The 21041-nt window shown below is 72.9% G+C and carries 19 protein-coding genes; 14 read left to right on the forward strand and 5 right to left on the reverse strand.

Annotation, left to right across the window (positions count from 1 at the left end):
• Window positions 1-35: 35 nt before the first annotated feature.
• Together AB0D99_RS10010 and AB0D99_RS10015 are read left to right on the forward strand one after the other, a co-directional pair.
• Window positions 36-1037, forward strand: coding sequence for a Dyp-type peroxidase (locus AB0D99_RS10010; RefSeq protein WP_362358532.1), 1002 nt, complete (start codon window positions 36-38; stop codon window positions 1035-1037).
• Between the two features lie 5 nt (window positions 1038-1042).
• Window positions 1043-1858 (forward strand): family 1 encapsulin nanocompartment shell protein, encoded by an 816-nt coding sequence (locus AB0D99_RS10015; protein ID WP_362358533.1) that lies wholly within the window; start codon window positions 1043-1045, stop codon window positions 1856-1858.
• Between the two features lie 13 nt (window positions 1859-1871).
• On the opposite strand, the gene AB0D99_RS10020 is transcribed toward AB0D99_RS10015, so the two are convergent.
• Window positions 1872-2348: a GreA/GreB family elongation factor gene (locus AB0D99_RS10020; RefSeq protein WP_362358534.1), complete on the reverse strand. Its 477-nt coding sequence runs from the start codon at window positions 2346-2348 to the stop codon at window positions 1872-1874.
• A 130-nt stretch (window positions 2349-2478) separates the two neighbouring features.
• Here AB0D99_RS10020 and AB0D99_RS10025 point away from each other — a divergent pair, with 130 nt between their 5' ends.
• On the forward strand, window positions 2479-3114 hold the full coding sequence (locus AB0D99_RS10025; protein WP_362358535.1) for a DUF1345 domain-containing protein: 636 nt from the start codon (window positions 2479-2481) through the stop codon (window positions 3112-3114).
• A 105-nt stretch (window positions 3115-3219) separates the two neighbouring features.
• Window positions 3220-4644 (forward strand): NAD(P)/FAD-dependent oxidoreductase, encoded by a 1425-nt coding sequence (locus tag AB0D99_RS10030; RefSeq protein ID WP_362358536.1) that lies wholly within the window; start codon window positions 3220-3222, stop codon window positions 4642-4644.
• 27 nt (window positions 4645-4671) lie between these two features.
• Here AB0D99_RS10030 and AB0D99_RS10035 read toward each other — a convergent pair whose 3' ends face one another.
• The 4 genes from AB0D99_RS10035 to AB0D99_RS10050 form a co-directional block, all read right to left on the reverse strand.
• Complete coding sequence (locus AB0D99_RS10035; protein WP_362358537.1) at window positions 4672-5601, reverse strand: LysR family transcriptional regulator; 930 nt, start codon at window positions 5599-5601, stop codon at window positions 4672-4674.
• Between the two features lie 87 nt (window positions 5602-5688).
• Complete coding sequence (gene fdhD / locus AB0D99_RS10040; RefSeq protein ID WP_362358538.1) at window positions 5689-6525, reverse strand: formate dehydrogenase accessory sulfurtransferase FdhD; 837 nt, start codon at window positions 6523-6525, stop codon at window positions 5689-5691.
• An 82-nt stretch (window positions 6526-6607) separates the two neighbouring features.
• A complete protein-coding gene (locus tag AB0D99_RS10045) occupies window positions 6608-7801 on the reverse strand; it encodes an MFS transporter (protein ID WP_362358539.1) in 1194 nt (397 codons plus the stop codon).
• Between the two features lie 32 nt (window positions 7802-7833).
• Complete coding sequence (locus tag AB0D99_RS10050) at window positions 7834-10125, reverse strand: FdhF/YdeP family oxidoreductase (protein WP_362358540.1); 2292 nt, start codon at window positions 10123-10125, stop codon at window positions 7834-7836.
• 304 nt (window positions 10126-10429) lie between these two features.
• Between AB0D99_RS10050 and AB0D99_RS10055 the strand changes: the two genes are divergently transcribed.
• The 10 genes from AB0D99_RS10055 (at window position 10430) to AB0D99_RS10100 (ending at window position 21013) form a co-directional block, all read left to right on the forward strand.
• A complete protein-coding gene (locus AB0D99_RS10055; RefSeq protein ID WP_362358541.1) occupies window positions 10430-11029 on the forward strand; it encodes a DUF998 domain-containing protein in 600 nt (199 codons plus the stop codon).
• A 113-nt stretch (window positions 11030-11142) separates the two neighbouring features.
• Entirely contained in the window at window positions 11143-11790 is a 648-nt protein-coding gene (locus AB0D99_RS10060; protein ID WP_362358542.1) for an alpha-ketoglutarate-dependent dioxygenase AlkB, read from the forward strand.
• Window positions 11791-11904: 114 nt separating this feature from the next.
• Window positions 11905-13662, forward strand: a complete 1758-nt coding sequence (locus AB0D99_RS10065) for a serine/threonine-protein kinase (RefSeq protein ID WP_362358543.1) — start codon at window positions 11905-11907, stop codon at window positions 13660-13662.
• 388 nt (window positions 13663-14050) lie between these two features.
• Complete coding sequence (locus tag AB0D99_RS10070) at window positions 14051-15427, forward strand: nucleobase:cation symporter-2 family protein (protein WP_362358544.1); 1377 nt, start codon at window positions 14051-14053, stop codon at window positions 15425-15427.
• A 108-nt stretch (window positions 15428-15535) separates the two neighbouring features.
• A complete protein-coding gene (locus AB0D99_RS10075) occupies window positions 15536-16246 on the forward strand; it encodes a helix-turn-helix transcriptional regulator (RefSeq protein ID WP_362358545.1) in 711 nt (236 codons plus the stop codon).
• 195 nt (window positions 16247-16441) lie between these two features.
• On the forward strand, window positions 16442-16939 hold the full coding sequence (locus AB0D99_RS10080) for a SigE family RNA polymerase sigma factor (RefSeq protein WP_362358546.1): 498 nt from the start codon (window positions 16442-16444) through the stop codon (window positions 16937-16939).
• Complete coding sequence (locus AB0D99_RS10085) at window positions 16932-17318, forward strand: hypothetical protein (RefSeq protein WP_362358547.1); 387 nt, start codon at window positions 16932-16934, stop codon at window positions 17316-17318. The genes AB0D99_RS10080 and AB0D99_RS10085 overlap by 8 nt, the downstream gene beginning before the upstream one ends.
• A gap of 75 nt (window positions 17319-17393) precedes the next feature.
• On the forward strand, window positions 17394-18608 hold the full coding sequence (locus AB0D99_RS10090) for a mannosyltransferase family protein (protein WP_362358548.1): 1215 nt from the start codon (window positions 17394-17396) through the stop codon (window positions 18606-18608).
• Between the two features lie 64 nt (window positions 18609-18672).
• A complete protein-coding gene (locus AB0D99_RS10095; RefSeq protein WP_362358549.1) occupies window positions 18673-19137 on the forward strand; it encodes a hypothetical protein in 465 nt (154 codons plus the stop codon).
• Window positions 19138-19282: 145 nt separating this feature from the next.
• Window positions 19283-21013, forward strand: a complete 1731-nt coding sequence (locus AB0D99_RS10100; protein ID WP_362358550.1) for a sigma-70 family RNA polymerase sigma factor — start codon at window positions 19283-19285, stop codon at window positions 21011-21013.
• The last annotated feature ends 28 nt before the right edge of the window (window positions 21014-21041 follow it).

A 21041-nucleotide genomic window follows, 5' to 3' on the forward strand; every position in this document is an offset into this window, starting at 1 on the left:
CTGAGCTCGTCACCTATGCGCCACATCGTCATGGAATGTCTCCCGGGAGCCACGTGGTCACCACGCAGCCCGTCGTCGTACCGCCGCCGAGAGCCGCCGTCTTCCTCGTCGCCACGCTGAACCCCGGCGGGGACTCCGCCGTGCGGGACGCGCTGGCCGACCTCGCCGGGCTGACGCGATCCGTGGCCTTCCGTTCGCCGGACGCCGCCCTCACCTGCGTCGCGGGTATCGGCTCCACGGCATGGGACCGCCTCGTCGGCGGACCGCGTCCGCGCGAACTCCACCCCTTCACCCCGCTCACCGGCCCCCGGCACCGGGCGCCGTCCACCCCCGGCGACCTGCTCTTCCACGTACGCGGTCGCCGCATGGACCTCTGCTTCGAACTGGCCCGGCTCATCGTCGACTCCCTGGGCGCCGCCGTGACCGTCGTCGACGAGGTGCACGGCTTCAAGTACTTCGACGAGCGCGACCTCCTCGGCTTCGTCGACGGCAGCGAGAACCCGGAGGGCGGGCAGGCGGACGAGGCCGTGTTCGTCGACGACGACGAGCCGCCCTTCCTCGGCGGCAGCTACGTCATCGTGCAGAAGTACGTCCACGACATGGCGGCCTGGCAGGCCCTCACCGTCGAGGAGCAGGAACACGTCATCGGCCGCGCGAAGTCCACGAACGTCGAACTCCCCGACGACCTCAAACCGGCCGACTCGCACGTCGCGCTCAACACGATCGTCGACGACGACGGCACCGAACGGAAGATCGTGCGCGAGAACATGGCGTTCGGCGAAGTCGGCCGCGGCGAGTTCGGCACGTACTTCATCGGCTACGCGCGGACCCCCGCCGTGACCGAACGGATGCTGCGCAACATGTTCCTCGGCGACCCGCCGGGCCTCACCGACCGCATCCTCGACTTCTCCACGGCCGTCACCGGCGGCCTCTTCTTCGTCCCCAGCGCCGACCTCCTCGGCGACCTCCCCGCCCCGGACTCCGGGACCGCCCATCGCGGCGATTCCCTGCGCATCGGCAGCCTCAAAGGAGCCTGAGCGTCATGACGAACCCCGCCGCCACCGACAACCTGCACCGCGAACTCGCCCCGATCACCCCCGCCGCCTGGGCCGAGATCGAGGAGGAGGCCCGCCGCACGTTCCGTCGCCATGTCGCGGGTCGCCGAGTCGTCGACGTTCCCGGCGCAGCGGGGCCCGGGTTCGCCGCCGCCGGGACCGGTCACCTCTCGGAGATCCCGTCGCCCGCTCCGGGCGTCACCGCACGGCTGCGCGAGGCGCGGCCGCTGGTCGAACTCCGCGTTCCGTTCACCGTGAGCCGGGCCGCCGTCGACGACGTCGAACGCGGATCGCACGACTCCGACTGGCAGCCCGTGAAGGACGCGGCACGCGCCATGGCCTTCGCGGAGGACCGCGCGGTCTTCGAGGGATACGCGGCGGCGGGCATCGAAGGGCTGCGGTCACGCACGTCCAACCCGGAGTTGGCCCTGCCCGCCGAGGCGCGCGACTACCCCGACGCGATCAGCGGGGCCCTGACAGCGCTGCGCCTGGCCGGTGTCGACGGACCGTACGCGCTCCTGCTCGGAGCCGACGCGTACACGGCCGTCAGCGAGACCTCCGACCACGGCTACCCCATCGCGGCGCACCTCGGCCGGATCCTGGGCGGTGACCCCATCTGGGCGCCGGCGCTGCGCGGCGCGTTCGTCGTGTCCACCCGCGGTGGCGACTTCGAGCTTCTCCTCGGCCAGGACCTGTCGATCGGCTACACCGCGCACGACGCGAAGGGCATCGAGCTGTACTTCCAGGAGACGCTGACCTTCCTCACGTACACCGACGAGGCGGTCGTCGTGCTCACGTCCTGAGGCGTCCCACCGGCTACGAGGTGGCGGACCCGTCGCCGAGGGAGAGGACGACCGCGGTCGTGCGGCCCTCGGGCGTCTGGTACTCGACCGTGTCGCCCGCGCGCCGACCGAGCAGTGCGTGGCCGAGCGGGCTGTCGGCCGTCACCAGGGTCAGATCCAGCTCCTCGGCCACCTCGCCCACCTGCAGGGTCGACTCCGTCCCGTCAGCGAACCGTACGGTGACGGTGCTGCCCACCCCGACCACGTCCGTCGCCGGCGGCCCGGCGACGGACGCCTCCCGGATCCGGCCCTCGATCTCGGCGATGTGCCTGTCCAGCCGCGCGACCTCCGAGGCGCGCTGGAGTTCGTCCGCCTCGTCCGCCCTGTCGCCCACGGGATCCTCGCCCCGCAGGGTCGCGGCCGCGGCGTCCCGCTCCGCGCGCAGATCGGCGAGTTCCTGCTGGAGCGCCCGCAGTGCGACGGCGCTGATGGGCTCGGGTCCACCGGTCATTCCTGCTCCCGTGATAAGCGGGCGATTTCGGTCGTCCAGGCAATTCAATTACCGCATCGCGTGCAGAGTCCGGCAAATCGCGGCCCGGCGGACCCGGCAGTCCGCGGAGCCGCCGCTAATGTGTCGGCCCATGAGAGGTTGGCTGCCGCGGACCGCGGTCTCCCGGCTGGTCTGTTCCGTGGCCGTCGGCGTGGTGACGGGCCTGGTCGTCGGCGTCCTGACCGACGCACCGCTGGGAGTCCTCGCCGGAATCGCCATGACGGAGACGGTGTTCGTCGTCGCGGGCTGGATCCGGATGTGGCCGCTGGACGCGGCCATGACCAGGGGCGACGCCCGGCGCGAGGACTTCAGGCCCGTGACGGACGAGGTCGTCATCGTCGCGGTCGCCCTGTGCGGACTCGGCAGCATCGTCGTCCTGCTGCTGCGCGGCGGACCCGACACCGGTCACGCCGCCGCCGCGACCGCGCTCAGCGGCGTCTTCATGGCCTGGGCGGCGCTCCACCTGATGTACGCCACCCGTTACGCGTTCCTCTATTACGGGAATTCAGAGGGAGGCATCGATTTCAATTCCGATCGACCGCCCGCGTACCGGGACTTCTTCTACTTCAGCTACAACCTCGGCATGACCTATCAGGTCTCCGACACCGACGTGTCGAGTGCGAGCATCCGCGCGGTGGTGCTGCGGCATTCGCTCCTCTCCTATCTCTTCGGCACCAGCATCCTCGCCACCGCCATCAACCTCGTCGTCGGACTCGTCACCGGCTGAACCCACCCGGGGCCCTGTTTGGAGGGCCGGACCCTCCGGCGGCAGACTCGGACGCATGCGATCCACGACGCCGTCCCCGTCCCTCCCGCTGCCGGACACCGCCTCATGACCTCCGCTGTCGTCGTGGGCGGCGGACCCAACGGACTCACCGCCGCGGCCCTGCTCGCGAAGGCCGGGCTCGACGTCACCGTCCTCGAAGCCGCCGACGAGGTCGGCGGCGGCACGCGCAGCCACGAGGCGATCCTGCCCGGACTGCTGCACGACCACTGCTCGGCCGTCCACCCCATGGCCGTCACCTCGCCCGCCCTCCGCGCCCTCGACCTCGAACGCCACGGGCTGCGCTGGCTGCTCGCGGACGTCGACTGCGCGCATCCGCTGGACGACGGCACGGCCGGGGTGCTGATGCGCTCCGTCGACGAGACCGCCGCCGGGCTCGGCGCCGACGGCGGCCGCTACCGCGCCCTGCTGGAGCCCTCGGTGCGGCACTGGGAGGCGCTCGCCGACGACGTCATGGGCCCCCTGCTGCGGATACCGTCGCACCCCCTCCTGCTCGCCCGGTTCGGTCTTCCCACCGCGCTCCCCGCCGAGGCGCTCGCCCGCCTGTTCCGGACCGAGCGGGCACAGGCGCTGTGGGCCGGCGTCGCCGCCCACGCCTTCCGTCCGCTGTCCCGTCCGCTCAGCTCCGCGATCGGACTCGGCATCCTCACCGCCGGGCACGCCGCCGGATGGGCGGTGGCCGAGGGCGGCTCACAGTCCATCACCCGCGCCATGACGGCCGCGCTCCTGTCGCACGGGGGCACCGTCCACACCGGAGTACGCGTCACGGACGCCGCCATGATCCCGCCCGCCGACGTCACCCTCCTCGACCTCGACCCCGGCCAGATCGCCTCCGTGTACGGCGACCGGCTGCCGCCCCGCGTGCGGACCGCGTACCGCCGCTTCCGCCGAGGGCCCGCCGCCTTCAAGGTCGACCTGGCCGTCGAGGGCGGCGTCCCCTGGACCAACGAGGACGCCCGGCGCGCGGGCACCGTGCACCTCGGAGGGCCCCTCGCCGAGGTGGCGCGGGGGGAGCGGGACGTGTCGGCCGGCCGGATGCCGGAGCGCCCCTTCGTCCTGGTCGGCCAGCAGTATCTGGCGGACCCCTCGCGGTCGGTGGGGGACGTCCACCCCGTCTGGACGTACGCCCACGTCCCGTACGGCTACGAGGGAGACGCCACCGAGGCGATCCTGCGCCAGCTGGAACGCTTCGCCCCCGGTGTCCGCGAACGCGTCGTCGGTCTGCGGGTCACCCGCCCCGCCGACTTCGCCGCCGGCAACGCCAACTTCGCGGGCGGCGACATCCTCACGGGCGCCAAGACCGTCCCCCGGCTCCTGCTCGGAGCCCGCACCGCCCTCGACCCCTACGACACCGGACTGCCCGGGGTGTTCCTGTGCTCGGCCGCCTCCCCGCCCGGCCCCGGAGCCCACGGCATGTGCGGGGCCGGGGCGGCGCGGTCCGCGCTGCGGCACCTCGGCCGGCGGTCCGTCTGACGCGACGGCACGAGCGCCGACCGGCGCCTACGGGGGCGAGGAATCGCCGGGAAGGTGGTCCAGGGCGGCGGTGACGTCCGTCTGCCGGGCGACGGCCGTCAGACCCCGGGCCAGCACCGAGCCGGGCTCCCGGGCGGTGACCACGAGACCGACCGGGACCGTGCGCGCCGGCTCGACCAGCGGGACCGCACGCATGCCGTGCGGAACGCCGAACACGTGCAGCCAGGTGTGCGGCACGACGCTCGCCCACCGGCCCGTTCTGACATGGGCGAACAGCGCGGCCACCGAATCGGTCTCGACCCGGGGCGACGGCTCCACCCCGGCCTCGGCGAACACCTCGTCCAGCACCTGACGGCCCTGCAGGGCGCCCGTCAGCAGGCACAGGGGCAGCCGGGACGCCTCCGCCCAGGTCGCCGTCGCCCGGTGGACCGGCATGTCGGCGGCGCTGGTCAGCAGCACGTACCGCTCCTCGTACAGCGGGACCGACCGGAAGTCCTCCGGGACGGCCTTGTGCAGATAGGTGATGCCCGCGTCGATCTCGAAGTCCCGCAGCCGCCGGAGTACGTCTGCCGACCGGAGGTCCGCCCTCACCTCCACCCTCACCAGCGGATGGGCGGCGCAGAACGGGGCGGTCAGCAGGGAGACCGCGCCGACCGCGGTCGGGACCGAGCCGATCCGCAGCGTGCCGCTCAGCCCCGTACGCAGGGCGCCGACCTCGTCCTTGAGCGCGTCGCGGTCGGCCAGGATCCGCTGCGCCCACACGACGATCCGCTCGCCCTCGGGCGTGAGGCCCTCGTACCTGCGTCCGCGCCGGACCAGGGGGACGTCCAGTTCCTCCTCCAGCTTCCGGATCGCCTCGGAGAGCGCGGGCTGGGAGACGTAGCAGGACTGGGCGGCCCTGGCGAAATGGCGCTCCCTGGAGAGGGCGACCAGGTACTCGAGTTGACGGAACAGCACGCTACGGGTCTACCCGACCCCTCGCCCCACCGCCAGCCAGGGCCGCACGCCGCGGAGACGCGGCGGGACCACGAGGGCCGACGACCCTCATGCCACCGGGAGCGGGCACAGGCGCTCGGCCCCGGTGTAGACGTTCATCGAGGCGCCGCGCAGGAACCCGACCAGGGTCAGCCCGCTCTCCTCGGCCAGGTCCACGGCGAGCGAGGACGGCGCGGAGACCGCCGCCAGCATCGGGATTCCGGCCGTCACCGCCTTCTGCACCAGTTCGAAGGAGGCCCGGCCACTCACCATCAGCACCGAGCCGCGCAGCGGCAGCAGACCCGATCGCAGGGCGTGGCCCACGACCTTGTCGACGGCGTTGTGGCGCCCGACGTCCTCCCGCAGACACAGCGGCTCGCCTTCGGCGGAGAACAGCCCGGCCGCGTGCAGTCCGCCCGTGGTGTCGAACACCCGCTGCGCCGCCCGCAGCCGGTCGGGCAGGGCCGTCACCACCTCCGGGGCGACGCGCAGCGCGTCCTCGGCGACGGACCACGCCGCCGTGGTGCGCACCGCGTCCAGACTGGCCTTGCCGCACAGACCGCACGAGGACGTGGTGAAGAAGTTCCGCTCCAGTGACGCGTCGGGGGCGGCGACGCCCGGAGCGAGGGCGACGTCCACCACGTTGTACGTGTTGCCGCCGTCGGCCGTGGCCCCCGCGCAGTAGCGGATCCCCGCCACGTCGTCGGCGGCATGGACCACGCCCTCGCTCACCAGGAAGCCGGCGGCCAGGTCGAAATCGTCGCCAGGGGTGCGCATGGTGATGGCGAGCGGTCGCCCGCCGACCCTGATCTCCATCGGCTCCTCGGCGGCCAGCGTGTCCGGTCGGTGCGAGGGCACCCCGTCCCGGACGCGCAGGACCCGCCGTCGTACGGTCACTCGTCCCATGGTCTGCTCCTCTCACCGGAGCCCTGCTCCGGGGGTGTCGTGCGGTCGGACGCGTTCGACGACCCGACGTGTTCCCTCGCCATCAGGGAAGGCTCCGGCGGCTGTGCCGCGCCGTGATCACCAGACACACCAGCCCCACCGCCGCCAGAGCCGCCAGCAGAGCGGGGTACGGGGCGGCACCGGCGGACAGGGCCAGCAGCAGCGGCGTCAGGAAGCCGCTGTAGGCGGCGCCTTGGTGGACGAACGCCGTGCAGGGCACGGCCTTGGGCGGCGCCAGGCGGGCGATCTCCAGGAGACCCGATGCCAGGGTGAGCCCGTACCCGGCCCCCAGCAGGACCGCGGCCACCAGCACCAGGCCCGCGGAATCCCCGTACGCGGCGACGGCGCCCAGCAGCAGTCCGCCGATCACGGTGACCATCGCGACCAGGGTCGCCCGTGCGCTGCGCGCGTGGTGCAGCCGGACCGCCAGGGGTTGGACGGCCATGCCCACGGTGAGCGTCAGCGCGGTCACCAGGCCGCTGAAGACGGGCGCGTGCCCCGGAACGCGGTCGGCGACCAACGACGGCAGGACGACGTAGGCGACCGTGGCGGCGCAGAAGACGGCCGGACTCGCCGGAAGCACCACCCGGAGGAAGCGGGGGTGGGTGACGCCCGCCCCGCGCAGCCGGGCGATCCGGGGCGTCCAGCGGACCTCGGCGGACGGCCGTCCGGTCTCCGGGACGGCGGTGGTCGCGCCGAGCACCAGCAGCGCGAGGAGGGAGTGCGCGAGGCAGGGCAGGACCGTCGGCCGGGGCAGCCATTCGGCGAGGACGCCCGCCGTCAGCGCCCCGGCCGCGAAGCCGCAGCCCGTGGCGTACGTCGCCCGGCGGGCGCCCGCACCCGGGTGGCGCGCGCCGGAGGACAGCTCTTCCAGCCAGGTGGTGCCGGCGGACAGGACGACGCCTGCCGCGACTCCGGTGGCGAGCCGACTGAGGTACACGGCGCCGCGGGACATGTCCGCCGCCGCCAGGAGGGCGCTCGCGGCGGCGGACAGTACCAGCGCGTGCCGCACCACACGTCGCCTGCCGAGCCGGTCCGCGAACGGGCCGCCGCACAGCAGACCGGGGAGGAGGCCCAGCAGGTACACGGTGAACATGGCGGCGACCGGGACGCTGGGCCAGTGCTCCTGGGTCCGGTACACCACCGAGAGCGGTGTGAACTGGTTCGCGCCCCACCCGGCGGCGAACACGGCGGCCGCCGCCGGAAGCCAGCCGCGCGCGGCGCGATCTGCGGGCATGGGGGAGGGGTCCTTTCGGTGCTCGCGCGGGCTCAGCCGGCGTCGCGGGCCGGTTCCAGGCGGACCACCACGCCCTTGGACGTGGGGCAGTTGCTGATGTCGGCGACGCTGTCGAGGGGGACCAGGACATTGGTCTCGGGGTAGTACGAGGCGGCGGAGCCGGGGCTGGTGGGGTACGCCACGACCCGGAATCCGGGGGCTCGGCGCTCGACCCCGTCGTCCCAGACGCCGACGAGGTCGACCAGGTCGCGGTCGGCGAGGCCGAGTCCGGCCAGGTCGGCTGGGTTGACCAGGACGACGCGGCGGGCGCCGTGGATGCCCCGGTAGCGGTCGTTCATCGCGTACGGGACGGTGTTCCACTGGTCGTGGGAGCGGAGCGTCTGCAGGATCAGGTGTCCCTCGGGCGCGCGCAGCATGGTGAACTCGTTGCGCGTGAAGACGGCCTTCCCGCTCGGGGTGGGATAGACGCCCTGGTTGACGGGGTTGGGCAGGGTGAAGCCGCCGGGCCTGTCGACGCGGGCGTTGAAGTCCTCGAAGCCGGGGATCACCCGCGCGATGCGGTCGCGGATGGTGCCGTAGTCCCGCTCGAAGAGCTCCCAGGGGATGTCGACCGTGTCGCCGAGCGTGAGCCTGGCCAGCCGGCAGACGATCGCCACCTCGCTGAGCAGGTGCGGGGAGGCGGGGGTGAGGCGCCCCCGGGAGGCGTGGACCTCGCTCATGGAGTCCTCGACGGTGCAGAACTGCTCGCCGCTCTCCTGGATGTCGCGGTCGCTGCGGCCCAGGGTCGGCAGGATCAGCGCCGTCTCGCCGCACACGGTGTGGGAGCGGTTGAGCTTGGTGGAGATCTGAGCGGTCAGTCCGCAGGTGCGCAGTGCCTGTTCGGTGACTTCGCTGTCGGGGGTGGCGCGCACGAAGTTCCCGGCGACGCCGAGGAAGACACGGGCCTTCCCGTCCCGCATGGCGCGGATCGAGTCGACCACGTCGAGGCCGTGGTGGGAGGGCGGGGTGAAACCGAACTCGCGGCCGAGCGCGTCGAGGAAGGTCTGGGGCATCTGCTCCCATACGCCCATGGTGCGGTCGCCCTGGACGTTGGAGTGGCCGCGGACGGGACACACACCGGCGCCCCGCCGGCCGATGTTGCCGCGCAGCAGCAGGAAGTTCACGATCTCCCGGATGCTGGGGACACCGTGCTTCTGCTGCGTCAGACCCATCGCCCAGCACACGATGACGCTCTTGGCGTCGAGCACGCGCCGGTGGACCTCCTCGATCTCCGCCCGGGTCAGGCCGGTGGCGGCGATGACGTCGTCCCAGCGGGTCGTGCGGGCGTGCTCCGCGAACTCCTCGAAGCCGGTGGTGTCGGAGTCGATGAAGGCCCGGTCGAGGACCGTGCCCGGAGCGGCGTCCTCCGCCTCCAGGAGCAGCAGGTTCAGCGCCTGGAAGAGGGCGAGGTCGCCACCGGCGCGGATGTGGAGGAACTGGTCGGCGATCGGGGTGCCCCTGCCGATCACGCCCCGCGCCCGCTGGGGGTGCTTGAACCGCATCAGCCCCGCCTCGGGCAGCGTGTTGACCGCCACCACCTGGCCGCCGTTGCGCTTGGTCTCCTCGAGCGCGGACAGCATCCGCGGGTGGTTGGTCCCCGGGTTCTGCCCGACGACGAAGATCAGGTCCGCCTGGTGGATGTCGTCGAGCGACACACTGCCCTTGCCGATGCCCAGGGTCTCCCCGAGCCCGAATCCGCTGGACTCGTGGCACATGTTGGAGCAGTCGGGCAGGTTGTTGGTGCCGTACGCGCGGACGAACAGCTGGAGCAGGAAGGCGGCTTCGTTGTTGAGCCGGCCCGAGACGTAGAAAAGGGCCTCGTCGGGGGAGTCGAGGCGGCGCAGCTCCTCGGCGAGCAGGCCGAGGGCCTCGTCCCAGTCGATCGGCTCGTAGTGCGAGGCGCCTGGCCTCTTGACCATGGGCTCGGTGAGCCGGCCCTGCTGGTTGAGCCAGTAGTCGGACCTGCGGCCCAGCTCGTCGATCGAGTGTTCACGGAAGAATTCCGCGGTGACACGTCGCGAGGTGGCCTCGTCGGCGATGTGCTTCGCGCCGTTCTCGCAGTACTCGTTCCTGTGCCGCTCACCGGGCGCGGGCTCCGGCCAGGCGCATCCCGGGCAGTCGAATCCCTTGGCCTGATTGATGTTCAGCAGGGTCAGCGCGGTACGCCGCACGGACGTCTGCCCCCACGCGTACTCCAGCGCGTGTGTCACGGCGGGAACACCGGTCGCCCAGGTCTTCGGCGGCGTGACCGAGAGGTCGTCGTCGGGGTCGTCGATGCTGCTCATGGTGGGGGTTCGCCTCTCTCCGCCGCGGCTCCGACGGACCGGGACCGTCTCGGGCCGAAATAGGCGGTGGCTCTTTTCGTATTCGAGCCGGGAATGTTCGCGAATATTCGCATCCGCCTGCCGGAGAAGCTTCCGCCGTTTTCCTGACGGGTGTCAAAGAGGGCTTTTCGATGGGGCGATAGGTGACGCTTATCGCTCGGTAATTCTGTTTCGCTTTGTCCGGTGAACGGTGCCGGTGGGGATCGCGTCGCCCCGGCGGGCGTCGTTCCCGGGAGGCGCCTCGCCCACGCCTTACCGTGGGCCGATGCGATCCGTTCCCTGGTGGACCCTGCTCTCGTCGGGGTGCGCCCCTGTCCTGCTGGCCGGAGGCTGGGTCGTCGCGGCGGACATGGAAGGGTCCGCCTACGATCCCGCCACCCAGACGATCAGCGTCCTGGCGGCCTACGGGGCCGAGGGCTTCTGGGTGATGACGGGTGCGCTGCTCGCGCTGGGCGCCTGTCATCTGCTGACCGCGTGGGGGCTGCGGCCCGCCGCGCTCGCCGGACGGGTGGCGCTGGCCGCCGGCGGGGTGACGGCGTTCGTGGTGGCCCTGCTTCCGGCGCCGAGCAGCGGGGGTTCCCTCACCCATGGTTCGGTCGCCGTGGTGGGCTTCGTCCTGCTGGCCGCGTGGCCGGTTCTGGCCGCCGTCCGCGACGGGGGCGCGCCGTGGGGGCTGCGACCCGCGCCCGCCCTCGCGGCGACGGCGATGATGGGCATCGGCGCGGTCTGGTTCCTGGTCGAGATCAACCGCCAAGGCCCGGCCGGGGTCGCCGAACGCCTCGTGACGTGCATGCAGTCCGTGTGGCCCTTCGTGGTGGTCGCCTCCTGTCTCGCCCGCCGCGAGAACGGCACGCCCGCGAGGTGACGGGGGAGCCGCCTTCCCGATGCCGTGGCCGGCTGCCCGCCGGGAGCGTCGGCCACGCAAGCGCGACCGCCCGTAATCGCTCATACGTTCGGTTGTTCGGTTAGGCTGGATCCATGACCGCAGCACGACCGCGCATGCCCGGCCTGCAGGGCTCCCTCTTCGACCAGGGCGCCGACATCGGTCCCGGTCCGCTGGGCGGCGGCCGGCGGGTCGCGCTCGACGCGGGGGCCTGGGTCGACCACCTCCCCGGCTGGTTCCACGGCGCCGACGCGCTGTTCGAGGAGCTGGCCTCGGGCGTCCCGTGGCAGGCCGAGGAGCGCACGATGTACGACAACGTGGTCGCCGTTCCCCGCCTTCTCGCCTATTACCGGGAGGGCGCTCCGCTTCCGCACCCCGCTCTTCTCGAAGCCCGCGAGGCCCTGAGCGCCCATTACGCCGCCGAGCTCGGTGAACCCTTCGTCACCGCCGGCCTCTGTCTCTACCGGGACGGCCGCGACAGCGTCGCGTGGCACGGCGACCGCATGGGACGCTCCGCCACGCACGACACCATGATCGCCATCCTCTCCCTCGGAGACCCCCGGGACCTCGCCCTCCGGCCCCGCGGGGGAGGCCCCGTCGCGCTCCGTCTCCCCTTGGGCCACGGCGACCTCGTGGTGATGGGCGGCTCCTGTCAACGCACCTGGGAACACGCCGTACCGAAGACGACCCGCGCGGTCGGACCGCGTATCAGCGTCCAGTTCCGCCCCCGTGGCGTCGGCTGACACCGGGACGGTCACCGCCGAGGGGCCTGCGGTGCGACCGCGCCCCGCGTCTCCGGGGCCATGTCCCCGGCCCTGGGGAAGGCGTGTCACCGGCACCGCATACCATGACCGCTCATGAGCGCGAGCGAGGACCGAAGACCCCTGGTCGACGGGCGTTTCCAACTGATCTCCCGGCTGGGCAGCGGCGGCATGGGCACCGTCTGGAGGGCGCGTGACGTCGCCCTCCAGCGCGATGTCGCCCTCAAGGAGGTCCGCCCGCCCGACCCCGCCATCGAGGAGGCGAACCCCGGCCTCGCGGCCCAACTGCGCGAACGGGCCGTCCGCGAGGCGCGGGCCCTCGCGCGGCTCTCCAACCCGCACGTCGTGACGATCCATCACATCGTCGAACCGCAGGACGGCTCGCACCCCTGGATCGTCATGGAGCTCGTCGAGGGCCGTTCGGTCCACGAGCGGCTCGCCGAGGGCCCGATGTCCGTCCCCGAGGTCCTCGCCCTGGGGCGGGAGGTGCTGTCCGCGCTGCGCGCCGCGCATGCCGCCGGCATCCACCACCGCGACGTGAAGCCCGCCAACGTCCTGCTCCGCCCCCAGGGAAGCGCCGTCCTCACGGACTTCGGCATCGCCGTGCTCAGCGAGGCGACGTCCCGGCTGACCGCCACGGGCGACCTGATCGGCTCGGCCGAGTTCATCGCCCCCGAGCGCGTACGGGGAGAGGAGGGCAACCCGGCCTCCGACCTGTGGTCGCTCGGCATGCTCCTGTACGTGGCGGCGGAGGGCCACCACCCGCTGCGCCGGGCCACCAGCCTGGCGACCGTGGTCGCCGTGCTCGACGACCCGATCCCCGCGCCGGTGAGGTCCGGCGCGCTGGCGCCGGTACTCACCCGGCTCCTCGTCCGTGACCCCGCTGCGCGGCCCGACGGGGCGCAGCTGGAACAGCTGCTCGCCGACGCCGAGTCCCGGCAGTCCGGCACCTGGACCCCTGCCGGTGCGACTCCCGGTGCGACCCCTGCCGGCGCGACCCCCGCCGGTGCGGCCCCTGCCGGATCGACTCCCGCCGGTGCGGCCCCCGGCGCGTTCGGCCCGCCGCACCACCCTCACCCCGCGTACGCGGGACCGCCCGCCGCCCCGGCGTGGCAGGCCCCGACCGTTCCGTCCCACGCCTCCCCGGCCGGCGGCGGGTTCGGGCCGGCGGCGCCGCCGGCCCCGCGCCGGGTGAACCGCCGACCCGCCCTGATCGCCGCCTCCGTCGCCCTGGCGCTCACGGTGGCCGTCGTCGGTGTCGTGAACCTGATCCCCGACGGCGACTCGGACCCCGACGCCAAGGGCGGCGCGACCCCGACGACCTCGGCGAGTGGCCCGGTCCGCGCCGCCGACGACCCGTCCAACGCCGCGTCGACGCAGCCGAGTACGCCCTCCGCGCCCCGCGGGACCCTCCTCACGACGGCCGACGCGCGCGCCGTCATCGCGTCGTTCCGCGAGGTCAGCGGCTCGACGACGATGAAGGAACTGACGATCTACGAGGACTACGCCCTGGCCGAGATCCCGACCAAGCCCGGCGCGAAGACCTACGACGAGTACGAGTACCGCGACGGGGTCGCCCGCAGGACCGGACCCGGAGGAACCATCGACGGGGCCGACGAGCAGCCCTTCGACGTCTCCGCGATGCCCTGGGACACCCTCCCCGCGCTGATGAAGCGCGGCGACGGCGAACTGAAGGTGGAGCGCCCGACCATGCGCTACGTCGTCGTCAAGGGCTGGACCTTCAACGACGACCGCCCGACGCTGTTCTTCTACCTCATCAACGAGTACAGCGCGGTCGGCTACCTCGCGGCCGACAGCAAGGGAAAGGTCGTGTCGAGCCACCCCGCGTCCTGACGGCCCTGGCGACGCCGGGAGAGAGCGGCGACGAAATCCGCACCTGAAGTAGCTTACGACCACTGATTCGTAAGTTACTTCAGGGTTTTGCTTAAAAAAGCATGGCCCACTGTCTTGCATGCCGACGTGCCCGTCCGCGAGGATCTGTGTCCGGCCCGGGCCTCCACGGCCCCGGTCCCGTACGCCTCCATGTCTGGATGCCTGGCCGCGCACCGGAAACCCCGTGCCGCCAGCCGGTGAACCGCCCGATCAGCGCGGCCGCCCGGATGCCCCGTTCGAGGCTCTCCCCGCGCGACCCGGCGTCGCGCCTCTCATTCACCTACCCTCAGGCAAGGCAGAGATGGCACCACTGGCCCCGCGGAGGCGACCCCGCACCACCACGCATCCGGTGGACGAGGTCCTCCCCCTTCCCACCCTCACGCTCTACGGCTTCCAGCACGTCCTGGCGTTCTACGCCGGTGCGGTGCTCGTGCCGGTGATCCTGGGGAACAGCCTCGGGCTCTCCCGGCAGGAGCTCGTCTACCTCATCAACGCCGACCTGGTCACCGCCGGGATCGCCACCATCATCCAGGCGTGGGGCTTCTGGCGGATCGGCGCCCGGCTGCCGCTCGTCCAGGGCGCTACCTTCACCGCCGTCTCGCCCATGATCGCCATCGGCCAGGGCGCGGGCGGTGGCACCGCCGGGCTCCTGGTGGTCTACGGCGCGGTCATCACCGCCGGTGTCGCGGCCTTCCTCCTCGCCCCGTTCACGGGCAGGCTGACCGCGTACTTCCCCCCGATCGTCACCGGCACCCTCCTGACGGTCATCGGCATCGTCCTCATACCGGTGGCGCTCCAGGACGTCGGCGGCGGCGCGGCGCTCGTCGACGGGCCCCGCTTCGGGGACCACGCCAGCCTTGCCTACGCGGGAGGAACACTCCTCTTCATCCTGCTCGTGGTGCGGTTCGGCGGTCCCTTCCTGCGGAGTGTCGCCGTCCTGCTCGGACTGGTCGGCGGCACCACCGTCGCCTGGCTGCTCGGTGACGCCGACCTCGGAGCGGTCGAGCAGGCCGACTGGCTCGGCGTCAGCACCCCCTTCCACTACGGCCTGCCGCACTTCTCGCTCTTCCCGATGCTCGCCATGGTCGTCGTCATGCTCATCACCATGGTGGAGACGACCGGAGACGTGTACGCCATGGGTGAGATCACCGACCGGCACGTCGACGGCGAGACGGTCAGCCGCGCGCTGCGGGCCGACGGAGTCGCCACGGTACTGGGCGGAGTGTTCAACTCCTTCCCCTACGTGGCGTTCGCGGAGAACATCGGACTGGTCCGGATCTCCCGCGTCACCAGCCGGTTCGTCGTGGTCGCGGCAGGCGTCCTCATGATCCTTCTCGGCCTCGTGCCGAAGGCCGGCGCGGTGGTGGCCTCCGTTCCCCACCCCGTGCTCGGCGCCGCCGCCGTCGTGATGTTCGGCATGGTCGCCTCCGTCGGCATCCAGATCCTCGCCAAGGTCGACCTCAAGCAGGAACGCAACGCGCTCATCCTGGCCGTCAGCCTCGGGGCGGCGATGCTCCCCACCGCTGTGGCGCCGTTCTTCGAGCGCATGCCGACCGAGGTGCGAGCCGTCCTGGGCAGCGGGATCACCCTCGGTACCCTCTCGGCCGTCCTGCTCAACCTCTTCTTCCACGTGTTCGAGAACCGTCGCAAGCGGGAGGACATCGACTGGGACGGACTGGCCGCGTACGAGGAGGGGACGGGTCCGCAGACCGGCACGGCCCGCTGACAACACCCCGCGACCGGCGGAGCGGCGGCCCGGCGGAGCCCCGGCTCCCGGGCCCGCCGCTCCGCCGCAGCCCGCCCCCGCCGAGCCGCCACCCGAGGTGATCCCTCCATGTCCCACCCGCCCTTCTCCCCGGACCACGCACGGGCCGCCCGGCTGCGCATCGGTCTCACTCCCGAACAGGTCGTCGCCGCCATGGGGCAGCTGGGCGTACACCGCCCGGTGGCCGCCGTCCTCTCCTGGGAGGCCGGAGTGGTGGCCCCCTCGGAGGCCGAACTCTTCGCCCTGGCCGACGCGCTGTGGTGCGCCGTCCCGGAGATCATGGCGCTGAGGCCGCGTTCCCTGCGCGAACACCGGCTGGCGAGGAAGTTCACCGCGCGGCGGCTGGCGGAGCGCATCGGCATGGACGCGGACGCCTACGCGCGTGCCGAGAGAGACCATCGCTGGGGCGGAACCGACCGGCAGACCCTGGGCCTCGCGGACGCCCTGGGGCTCGAACCCGACGAACTGCTGCGCGTCATCCGCCGGGCGGGCGACCTCGACGGTCTGCTCCGCCAGGCCGTCGAAGGACGCTGGAAGCAGCACACCACCGCGCTGGCCCGGCTCTCCGGCGCCCCCGAGCGCGCGGTAGCGCGGGCGCTGCGGACCCTGCACCAGGAGTACGCCGGCTTCAACGAGCGCTACATGGGCCATCTCGTCGCCCGCAACGACAACGCGCGCCTGCGGGAGATCGCGACGGAACGCGCCGCCTGGCTGCTCGCCCTGACGGACCGCTTCCTCCTCCTCGCCGGGGCCGACTCCGACGGCCCGGCGCCTCGCTGACCCTCTCGCTCCACCACCACCGGACACGTCGTCGACCCGCCGGAACCGGCCGAACGGCCGCCGGACGCGCCCCCGACGCGTGTCCGGCGCAATCGGTTCCGTGATCACGATCACTCTGTTGATCGAGGACCCGTGTCAACCGGACGCCTGGTGCCGGGCGTATGCGTGGTGAAGCGAAAGATCCGGGAGTGAGTGGTGACCGTTGAGGAGTTCGAGGCGTTCTACGAGCAGGCGGCCGCGCGACTCACAGGGCAGCTGTACGTGATGCTGGGCGATCTGTACGAGGCTCAGGACGTCGTGCAGGAGGCGTTCGTCAAGGGGTGGAGCCGGCGTCGGCAGCTCGACCGCGAGGGGCAGCCGGAGGCGTGGATCCGTACGGTCGCCTGGCGCCTCGCCGTGAGCCGCTGGCGCTTCCGCCGGCGCGCGTCGGAGGCATGGGACCGCGCGGGCGCCCCGCCACCGGTCGAGGGCCCCGGCCCCGAGCATGTGGTGCTCATCGAGGCGTTGCGTGACCTGCCCGCGCAACAGCGCCGCACGGTGACGCTGCACTACCTGTGCGACCTGAGCGTCGAGCAGATCGCGGGTGAGACCGGTCAGTCCGCCAGCACCGTCAAGACGCATCTGGTCCGCGGCCGACTCGCCCTCGCCGACCGTCTGCAGCCCCGGAACGCCGAGGAGGACCCCGGTGCGTGAACCCCAGGAACCACAGGACCCCCTGCGCGAGCTGTTCCGGCAGGCGGCCGCGTCCGGGCAGTCCCGCGCCCGCGCCGTGCCCGTGGCGCGGATCGCCGAACGCGGCCGACGCGCACACCGGCGACGAGTCGCCCTCGCCGCGGGAGCCGCGTGCCTGCTCTTCGCCGGTGGGGGAGCGACCCTGGCCGCGCTCCTGCCGGACGCGCCGGCGCCCGTCCTGCCGGCCACCAGCCCCTCGCCCGACGCGCCGTCCCCTTCGGAGACCCGGCCGCCGCTGAGCACCACGACATCGCCGCCGCCGTCCGGCAGGGGTACCTCCGGCGATCCGTCGGCCACCGCGACACACCCGTCGGGCCGGGCGACCACCACCGCCCCCTGACCTCCGACGCCCCGCACCGCGACGATCCGCCGTCGCGCGATCCGCCCTGCCCTCCCCTTCCCACGAGAGTCCTCCATGTCTGTGATATCCCTCCGGTCGCCCAGGGCCGGGGAAGAGACGGCGGCCCCTTCCGTACCCCCGTCCCGCCACGCCTTCCGCCCCCGGCTGAGCGCCGAGGACCGGGACGTGCTGTGGCTGTACCTGCTCACCCGTGCGGCCCTGTGGACCACGGCGTACGGCGTGCGCTGGCTCTTCCCCTCCGACGCCGCCACCCATGACCCGGGCTCCGTCCTCGCCCCGTTCGAGCGGTGGGACTGGGGGCACTTCCTGAACGTGGCGCGGGACGGCTACTTCCCCGCGGGAAGGGGCCCGTGGGACACCGACTGGGACAACCGCGAAGCCTTCTTCCCCGGCTTCCCCCTCGCCCTGCGCGCCGTACACACCGTCGTCCCGAACTGGACCGCGGCCGGACTGCTGATCTCCCTCGTCGCCGGCGCCGTCGCCGTCCTGGCGCTCGCGCGGGTCGCGCGCCTCCATCTGCCCGACGACGGCGCCGGCCGACGGACGGTGCGGCTCCTGCTGCTCTCGCCGTGCGCGATCTTCCTCGCCGCCGGCTACAGCGAGGCGCTCTTCCTCGCCCTCGCCCTGCCGGCCTGGCTCGCCGCGCACCGCCGCCACTGGCCCCTCGCCGCCACCCTGGCCGCCCTGGCGACGACCGTCCGCGTCAGCGGTCTCTTCCTGGCGGCCGCGCTCGCCCTGCACTTCGCCCTGACCGCCCGTACCCGCGCCGCGTGGCGACCGGCGCCCTGGCTCGCCCTGCCGGCCGTGCCCGCCTTCCTCTACGCCTGGTACCTGCACTCCCGCACCGGCGACTGGATGGCGTGGAATCACGCCCAGGAACGCGGGTGGTACCGCCGGTTCCACACGCCCTGGGAAGCCTGGGGCAACACCTGGGAGTCGGCCTTCGGCCACGTCCAGACCACCGGATACGCCGCCATGTTCCAGGCCGAGCTCCTCGCCATGGTCGTCGGACTGGCGCTGACGGGCCTGCTGGTCCGGCGCCGACGCTGGCCCGAGGCCGCCTACATCGGCCTCAGCCTGTGGGCGCTCGGCACCTCGTACTGGTACACCTCGATCCCCCGGGCGACCCTCCTGTGGTGGCCGCTCTGGATCATCCTCGCCGCCTGGAGCCTGCGCTCACCGCGCTTCGCCACCGCGTACCTCTGTCTCGCCGCCCCGCTGTCGACGCTGTTCGCCCTCACCTTTCTGACCGGGCGCTGGGCCGGCTGACCCGTCGACGATCTTGATGCGTGCCGGAGGCAACCTCCGTCCACGGGCCCGCGTCCTACCGGGCGTGACCGAGCTCGACGACTCCGCTTCCGCAGACCCGTCCATCGATGAAGGGGACGTGCGCCCGGGCCCGTTGTGGCGCCACGCCCTGTGGGTGGCCGGCATCGCCGCCGCCGCGGTGGCGGTGGGCTGGGCCACCTCCCTCTTCCGGATCGGACCCGAGCGGTACGGCCTCCCGCCCGCCGCCCCCGGTGCGCTGTGGCCGTACCTGGTCGCCTGGGCCGTGATCGGCGTCCTCATCGCGGCGGTGCTGCGGACCGCCGCCGCCAAGGTTCCCGTCTACGCGCCGGGGCGGATCGCGGCCGTACTCACCTACGGCGGCACCCGGCTCTCGCTGGGCTGGCGCCCGGAGGCGCCCGTCCTCTGCGGCATGGCCGCGGCCGCGCTGATCGCGGCGTCCGTCTGGTGCGCCATCGCGCTGCGCTCGCCGACGCGGACCCCTGGCGAGACCACCACCGCGGACGGGTAGCTCCGCCCCGCCCGCACCCGGTTTCGAGCGCTCATTGAGAAAACCCCGCAGAATTCTTCGTACTTTCCGTTATCGTCCCCACGCCTCGCGGTCTCCCAGGTGTTGGGCATCGACGACCGGCAGGACGAACAGGGTGGTTCAGGGCATGGGCGCACAGCACGGTACGGAGCTGGTCAGGTCGGCGCAGAGCGGGGACCTGTGGGCACAGGACCGGCTCATCGCCACCTACCTCCCGCTCGTCTACAACATCGTGGGGCGCGCGATGAACGGCCACCACGATGTCGACGACGTCGTGCAGGAGACCATGCTGCGCGCGCTCGACGGACTCGGCGGGCTGCGCTCGCCGGACAGCTTCCGGTCCTGGCTCGTGGCCATCGCCATGAACGCCATACGCAACCACTGGCGCGCGCAGCAGTCCGGCCCGCGCCCCGACGTCCTCGACGACGTACGCGACCTCGCCCACCCCGGGGCGGACTTCGTGGACCTGACCGTCGTCCGGCTGAACCTGTCCGGCCAGCGGCGCGAGACCGCCGAGGCGACCCGCTGGATGGAGCCGGACGACAGCGCCCTGCTGTCCCTGTGGTGGCTGGAGTGCGCCGGTGAGCTGACCCGGCACGAGGTGGCGACGGCCCTCGAACTGACCTTGGAGCACACCGCGGTCCGGGTGCAGCGGATGAAGGCACAGCTGGAGGCCGCCCGCGTCGTCGTACGGGCCCTGTCGGCGCAGCCGCTCTGTCCCACGCTGCGGTCCGAGCTCGGCGGGTGGGACGGCCGCCCCTCCGCGCTCTGGCGCAAGCGCATCGCCAGGCACGCCCGCGGCTGCGCGCACTGCGCCGGCCTGTGGACCGGACTCGTACCGGCCGAGGGGCTGCTCGCCGGGCTGCTGCTGGTGCCGCCGGCGGGGCTGCTGCTCGCGAGCGTCCGGGAGAGCGCCGGCTTCGGGCTCGCCGCGACGGCCACGGAGTACGGGGGCGGGAGCACCGTCGGGCCGGAGGGTTCCTCCGACCCGGCGGCCGACACCGCGCACATGCCGGCCGTGACGGAGGGTGCGCCCCGGCCCGCCACGACCGGCGGGCGGCACAAGGCCGGGGGGTCGCATGCGGCACAGGGCACCCGCGGCGACCGCCGCAGGCGGGAGCAGCAGCGGAAGCGCGGCCGCCGCCGCGCCGTCGTCGCCGCGGGCATCGCCGTGGTCGCCGTCGCCGGCGGGTCCTTCCACCTGATCACCGGCCCCCAGGACGATGTCGAGGCCCTGGACGCGGTGGACTCGAAGCAGGCGGGGACGCAGGGGAACCTCCTCTCCTCCTCGCCGTCGCCGACCACCGCCTCCGCGTCGGCCACCGCGTCGGCCTCCACCTCGCCCACCCCGAGCAGGAGCGCCTCCCCCTCGGCGAGCCGTACCGCCGCACCCCGCACCGCGAAACCGGCGCCCACCCGCACCACCGCACCCGCGCCCAAGCCGAAGTCCACGAAGACGACGGGGGGTTCGGGCGGGGACTCCACCACCGCCGGCGAAGTGATCAGCATCGTCAACTCCGAGCGGGCGAAGGCGGGTTGCGGTCCCCTCACCGAGAACTCCCTGCTGACCCAGGCCGCGCAGGGCCACTCCGTCGACATGGCCGCGCGGAACTTCTTCGACCACACCAACCCGGACGGCGACGGCCCGGGCGAACGCGTCACGGCCACCGGATACCGCTGGTCGACCTACGGCGAGAACATCGCCATGGGGCAGCGGACCCCGGCCGACGTGATGGAGTCCTGGATGAACAGCCCCGGCCACCGGGCGAACATCCTGAACTGCTCCTTCAAGGAGATCGGCATCGGCATCCACTCCGAGGGCGGCCCCTACTGGACGCAGGTCTTCGGAGCGCGCTGAGTCCCGGGGCGGCCGCCGGACCGGGGTA

Origin of the sequence: Streptomyces sp. NPDC047971 (genome assembly GCF_040653355.1) — a bacterium.
Classification (GTDB): Bacteria; Actinomycetota; Actinomycetes; order Streptomycetales; family Streptomycetaceae; genus Streptomyces.

Coding starts and splice junctions, on each gene's coding strand:
- AB0D99_RS10075 (WP_362358545.1), top strand. CDS start 15,536: ATGTCCCACCCGCCCTTCTCCCCGGACCACGCACGGGCCGCCCGGCTG.
- AB0D99_RS10050 (WP_362358540.1), bottom strand. CDS start 10,125: ATGAGCAGCATCGACGACCCCGACGACGACCTCTCGGTCACGCCGCCG.
- AB0D99_RS10045 (WP_362358539.1), bottom strand. CDS start 7,801: ATGCCCGCAGATCGCGCCGCGCGCGGCTGGCTTCCGGCGGCGGCCGCC.
- AB0D99_RS10010 (WP_362358532.1), top strand. CDS start 36: ATGTCTCCCGGGAGCCACGTGGTCACCACGCAGCCCGTCGTCGTACCG.
- AB0D99_RS10090 (WP_362358548.1), top strand. CDS start 17,394: ATGTCTGTGATATCCCTCCGGTCGCCCAGGGCCGGGGAAGAGACGGCG.
- AB0D99_RS10060 (WP_362358542.1), top strand. CDS start 11,143: ATGACCGCAGCACGACCGCGCATGCCCGGCCTGCAGGGCTCCCTCTTC.
- AB0D99_RS10065 (WP_362358543.1), top strand. CDS start 11,905: ATGAGCGCGAGCGAGGACCGAAGACCCCTGGTCGACGGGCGTTTCCAA.
- AB0D99_RS10025 (WP_362358535.1), top strand. CDS start 2,479: ATGAGAGGTTGGCTGCCGCGGACCGCGGTCTCCCGGCTGGTCTGTTCC.
- AB0D99_RS10055 (WP_362358541.1), top strand. CDS start 10,430: ATGCGATCCGTTCCCTGGTGGACCCTGCTCTCGTCGGGGTGCGCCCCT.
- fdhD (WP_362358538.1), bottom strand. CDS start 6,525: ATGGGACGAGTGACCGTACGACGGCGGGTCCTGCGCGTCCGGGACGGG.
- AB0D99_RS10020 (WP_362358534.1), bottom strand. CDS start 2,348: ATGACCGGTGGACCCGAGCCCATCAGCGCCGTCGCACTGCGGGCGCTC.
- AB0D99_RS10030 (WP_362358536.1), top strand. CDS start 3,220: ATGACCTCCGCTGTCGTCGTGGGCGGCGGACCCAACGGACTCACCGCC.
- AB0D99_RS10100 (WP_362358550.1), top strand. CDS start 19,283: ATGGGCGCACAGCACGGTACGGAGCTGGTCAGGTCGGCGCAGAGCGGG.
- AB0D99_RS10015 (WP_362358533.1), top strand. CDS start 1,043: ATGACGAACCCCGCCGCCACCGACAACCTGCACCGCGAACTCGCCCCG.